This window comes from Bacillus sp. JJ783, from assembly GCF_036963225.1.
GTDB lineage: Bacteria > Bacillota > Bacilli > Bacillales > Bacillaceae_G > Bacillus_A > Bacillus_A cereus_U.
This window is the reverse complement of record NZ_JBALMG010000010.1, coordinates 64,133-68,849: the sequence shown is the minus strand read 5'-3', so window position 1 is coordinate 68,849 and position 4,717 is coordinate 64,133. Positions and strand designations below refer to the sequence as shown.

Sequence of the window (4,717 nt, the reverse complement as noted above, 5' to 3'; positions counted from 1 at the left end):
GGGCTTTTACGGGCAGTTTATCTTCCACCTTACTTCCTGGCTCTAGCCGAATTTTGAGGTGGGAGTTTTACTGCCCGTTAATGCGGGATAAAGTGAAACTTTAATTAGTGGGAGACTCTCCTCCTACTAACCATTCGAGCATTTACAGGCCGCTTTAACTCCCTCTTTACTTCTCCTAAATCTTAAGGTAGTAGTCTTATTGCCCATAAATAGCAGGATAATGCTGAACTCTAACTTTTGTATTGTACCACAATTCTCCTCTTAAGCAGTACTTCACTCTATTTTTCTTTTAAGGGAAAACATGCTATTCTTTTAGGCAGGAAATGTAGAAAATGAGGTCGATATATTATGCATTATGATGTTATTGTCATCGGCGGCGGTCCTTCAGGGCTAATGGCTGCAATCGGTGCTGCTGAAGAAGGCGCAAGCGTCTTACTTCTTGATAAAGGAAATAAACTAGGACGTAAACTTGCGATTTCTGGTGGTGGTCGTTGTAACGTAACGAACCGTCTACCACTTGATGAAATCGTTAAACATATACCTGGAAATGGTCGCTTCTTATACAGTGCTTTTTCTATTTTCAGTAATGAAGATATTATTACATTCTTCGAAAATCTCGGTGTAAAACTGAAAGAAGAGGATCATGGCCGCATGTTCCCAGTATCAAATAAAGCGCAATCTGTTGTAGATGCACTGTTAACACGATTAAAAGACTTAGGTGTGAAAATACGTACGAATACGCCTGTTGAAACGATTGAATATGAAAACGGTCAAACGAAGGCTGTTATTCTGCAAACAGGTGAAGTGTTAGAAACGAATCACGTCGTTATCGCTGTTGGGGGAAAATCTGTTCCTCAAACTGGTTCTACTGGAGACGGATACGCTTGGGCTGAAAAAGCTGGGCATACAATTACAGAACTTTTCCCAACAGAAGTACCAATTCTTTCAAACGAATCGTTTATTCGTGACCGCACATTACAAGGTCTTGCTTTACGAGATGTAAACTTAAGTGTATTAAACCCGAAAGGAAAAGTTATCATTTCTCATAAAATGGACATGCTCTTCACTCACTTCGGCCTATCTGGTCCTGCTGCTCTTCGCTGTAGCCAATTCGTTGTGAAAGCGATGAAAAAGTTTAAAACGAACACAGTGCACATGAGTATCGATGCATTGCCAGAAGAAAATAGTGAGCAACTGTTCCAGCGCATGCTGAAACAAATGAAAGAAGATCCGAAAAAAGGAATTAAAAACGTTTTAAAAGGCTATGTTCCTGAACGTTACTTCCTATTCTTATTAGAAAAAAATGAAATTGACGGTAGCGAACAAGCTGGACAAGTTTCTCATGAGAAGATTCGCGCACTTGTGAAAGACTTTAAAGAATTTACCGTCCATGTAAATGGTACGCAGTCAATTGAAAAAGCATTCGTTACTGGCGGAGGGGTATCCGTTAAAGAAATTAACCCGAAAGAAATGGCTTCGAAATTCACGAATGGTTTATACTTCTGCGGAGAAGTTCTTGATATTCACGGTTATACTGGCGGCTATAACATTACATCTGCCCTTGTTACTGGTCGAATTGCCGGAACAACAGCAGGACAAAATGCGAAAATGCAATACTAAAAAAAGAAACAGGGACTCCTGTTTCTTTTTTTATAGGCGCATGAAATTATATCGGCGATACTTTAAATATATCGACCGTTTCTTCAAAAATATCCCTTCCTCCTAACTTCCCATTGCTTTTTTGTTGCTTTATATACCTTAGTACCTTTATATTTTATATTGTTGAATATTCGAAAAAGGGTAAGGGGAAAACAAATGAGAAAAAAAGTCATGATGTCTTTAATGCTAATGACGTTTCTTTCTGCGGTAGAAGGAACGATTGTTAGTACAGCGATCCCTCGTATAACGAGTGATTTGTCAGGCGTCGAACTTGTTAGTTGGGTATATGCAATCTATATGCTTGCAACAGCTGTTTCGACTCCAATATACGGAAAGCTAGCTGATTTATTCGGCCGTAAAAAAGTTCTGCTCATCGGAGCAACAATCTTCTTAATCGGTTCTGCACTTTGCGGAGTCGTTACATCAATGGAACAATTAATCTTCTTCCGTGCTCTTCAAGGTATAGGGGCTGGGGCTGTTATGCCGATCACAATGACGATTATTGGAGACCTATATAGCGAAGCGAAAGACCGCGCGAAAGCACAAGGCTGGATGAGTGCCGTTTGGGGTGTATCTGGTGTTATTGGGCCGTTAGTAGGTGGATTTTTAGTTGATTCTCTTTCTTGGCGCTATATTTTCTTCTTAAACGTTCCTTTTGGAATTATCGCTTGCTTAATGTTTGCCACTTCTTATAAGGAATCTGTTAAGTCCGCCGCTAAGCAACATATCGACTATCTTGGTGCGACAGTCTTCTCATTAAGTACAATCGCTCTGCTATACGCATTATTAACAGGTAGCAGTAAGCAAAACTGGGGAGACATTTCAATTATCGGCCTATTAATCTTTGCCGCTGTTTCATTCATTATTTTCTTATACATCGAGAAAAAATCTCCGGAACCATTAATTCCGCTAGCACTTTTCTCTAACCGTACATTATCTACAATAAACATACTAACACTTATTGCTGGCGCAATGATTATTAGTATTACAGTGTACCTTCCAATTTGGAGCCAAGGTGTTTTAGGAAAAAATGCGACAGAAGCTGGGCTCATTTTAATGCCGATTCCTGTTATGTGGACATTCGGTGCTATGTTCTCCGGTAACTTAGTTGGCAAGTTACAAACGAAACAAATTATTTTACTTGGAGCTAGCATTTTATCAGTTGCTACTTTCTTATTATTTACATTATCAACAGATTCACCATCATTCCTTATTTATGTTGCAGTCGGATTATTCGGCTTAGGAATGGGGCTTGTTACACCAATTTACATGGTAACAATTCAAGCAGCTGTACCGGCCCATACGCGCGGAACGGCAGTTGGTTTAAACACATTTATTAATACATTTAGTCAAACACTAGGCGCTGCAATCTTCGGAACGATCTTCAATACGATGATTCATGCACGTGGCATTAAAAACCTTGATCTTGTTTCTTCTGGCGGACATGGAGGAGCTACAGCAAACGTAGCAACCGAGTCACAATCCGCATTAGCATCAAGTGTACACGTCATTTATATGAGCACGTTCGTATTAGCGGTATTCACATTAATTATCGCTTGGATCCTATTAAAGCCAGCTAAACAAACAAGTGAACAATAAAAAGAGGATGACCATTTTGGTCATCCTCTTTGCATAAAATCTACTCTTCATTCTCCACAATATGCTTCAGCATGGACAATTTATTATCCCAAAATCGTTCATAATACGAGAGCCACTGCTGTAATTCTTCTAACGGCTCTGGATGCAAACGGTATATCTTTTCTCTTCCGCTCTTTCTTCCACTCACTAAATTCGCTTCTGAAAGAATATGAAGATGCTTTACAACTGCAGTACGGCTCATCGAAAAATGATCCGTTATTTTTGAAATCGGTAACTCTTTATCACTTAATAACCGTAACACTTCTCGGCGGGTTGGATCAGCAATTGCTTGAAATACGTCATATCTCGCTGCTGACGAGGACATTTAACCTTCGACAACCTTTTTCAGTTTTTCATTTACAATCGCTACCCAGCCACCATTCATTCTATCGCGAATAATAGAGCTCTTCGCATTTGCTTTCGGAAGAATTTCATCAGGATGTTTCCAGCCGCCGTGAATTAACGTGAATTCTGTTTTATCTCCTAAGTCTTTCAAAATGAATGAAACAACCCAGCCATCCGTATCCCATGAGAAAGATAAATGATTTGGTTCATCAATCTCTAACACCTTACATGGTGATGGTCCAAAAGGTGATTGCACATGAAACTCATGTCCTACCTCTAATTCGAAATCATTTGGCATAAACCATGACGCAATTCCTTCTGCAGTTGATACTACATTCCATACTTTTTGAATAGGCGCGTCAAAAACGATTGTTTGTTTAATATCATTTAATGTATTTTGTTGTTCCATTTTATATCTCCTTTATTCGGCAATAAAATATAACACCTTTTAGTTTCACATTAACAATATAACACCTTTTGGTTACATGTCAAGAAAGGCTCTTTTTCACTGTTGAGAAATTCTCAACATTTTTTCAACAGGACAAACACCCTCTCAGCATTCCTTCATAATATACTCACAAAGGCAATGAAAAATAGAAAATTCCCTCAATATGAAACTCTATCACTCCTATTGAGAGAAGCGCCTAACTTATCTCATCTGTACTTCGTCTCTCCTCCTTCCCTCGGGGACAATACGCGAGATATGAAAAACTAGAAGGAGTATGCCCGCCATTTGGGTAGGTAGTTATTTCTCTTCTCCTCAACATTTCCTTAGGAGCGAAATGACTACCGACCCACTTTTTTTAACAAAAATAAAAAGGAGATGAAAGCTATGTTCTATTGCATTAACTGTTCTGAAATTCACCATGAAAAACATCCAAATGATAAAGTATTCAAAAATGGTTTTTATATTGATCCATTTTTAGGTGATCGTTATCACCTCGGTATGTGCACTGATGCTCAGGAGCATGAAACAGGAGAAGTTCTTTTAACGGAAAAGAAAACAGGCGCAACACAATCTATTATGAATATTTTACCGACACATGTTGTCCCAACATAAAGCATAAAAAAGAGC

5 protein-coding genes are annotated in these 4,717 nt (G+C 38.9%); 3 read left to right on the top strand and 2 right to left on the bottom strand.

The window, feature by feature from the left end; all coding sequences use genetic code 11:
• Positions 1-348 precede the first annotated feature (348 nt).
• The gene (locus V7038_RS02865) at positions 349-1,620 is read left to right on the top strand and encodes an NAD(P)/FAD-dependent oxidoreductase (RefSeq protein ID WP_335469062.1); all 1,272 of its coding nucleotides are present in this window, start codon (positions 349-351) and stop codon (positions 1,618-1,620) included.
• Positions 1,621-1,815: 195 nt separating this feature from the next.
• A complete protein-coding gene (locus tag V7038_RS02860; RefSeq protein ID WP_002112346.1) occupies positions 1,816-3,258 on the top strand; it encodes an MDR family MFS transporter in 1,443 nt (480 codons plus the stop codon).
• Positions 3,259-3,298: 40 nt separating this feature from the next.
• On the opposite strand, the gene V7038_RS02855 is transcribed toward V7038_RS02860, so the two are convergent.
• Together V7038_RS02855 and V7038_RS02850 are read right to left on the bottom strand one after the other, a co-directional pair.
• On the bottom strand, positions 3,299-3,622 hold the full coding sequence (locus V7038_RS02855) for an ArsR/SmtB family transcription factor (RefSeq protein ID WP_002112350.1): 324 nt from the start codon (positions 3,620-3,622) through the stop codon (positions 3,299-3,301).
• Positions 3,623-4,051 (bottom strand): SRPBCC family protein, encoded by a 429-nt coding sequence (locus V7038_RS02850; RefSeq protein WP_002112351.1) that lies wholly within the window; start codon positions 4,049-4,051, stop codon positions 3,623-3,625. It lies immediately after the preceding gene.
• Between the two features lie 423 nt (positions 4,052-4,474).
• Here V7038_RS02850 and V7038_RS02845 point away from each other — a divergent pair, with 423 nt between their 5' ends.
• On the top strand, positions 4,475-4,702 hold the full coding sequence (locus tag V7038_RS02845; RefSeq protein ID WP_002112352.1) for a DUF3973 domain-containing protein: 228 nt from the start codon (positions 4,475-4,477) through the stop codon (positions 4,700-4,702).
• The last annotated feature ends 15 nt before the right edge of the window (positions 4,703-4,717 follow it).

Bases quoted from the DNA above. Each gene is read 5' to 3' on its own strand.
- V7038_RS02865 (WP_335469062.1), top strand. From the start codon at position 349: ATGCATTATGATGTTATTGTCATCGGCGGCGGTCCTTCAGGGCTAATG.
- V7038_RS02860 (WP_002112346.1), top strand. From the start codon at position 1,816: ATGAGAAAAAAAGTCATGATGTCTTTAATGCTAATGACGTTTCTTTCT.
- V7038_RS02850 (WP_002112351.1), bottom strand. From the start codon at position 4,051: ATGGAACAACAAAATACATTAAATGATATTAAACAAACAATCGTTTTT.
- V7038_RS02855 (WP_002112350.1), bottom strand. From the start codon at position 3,622: ATGTCCTCGTCAGCAGCGAGATATGACGTATTTCAAGCAATTGCTGAT.
- V7038_RS02845 (WP_002112352.1), top strand. From the start codon at position 4,475: ATGTTCTATTGCATTAACTGTTCTGAAATTCACCATGAAAAACATCCA.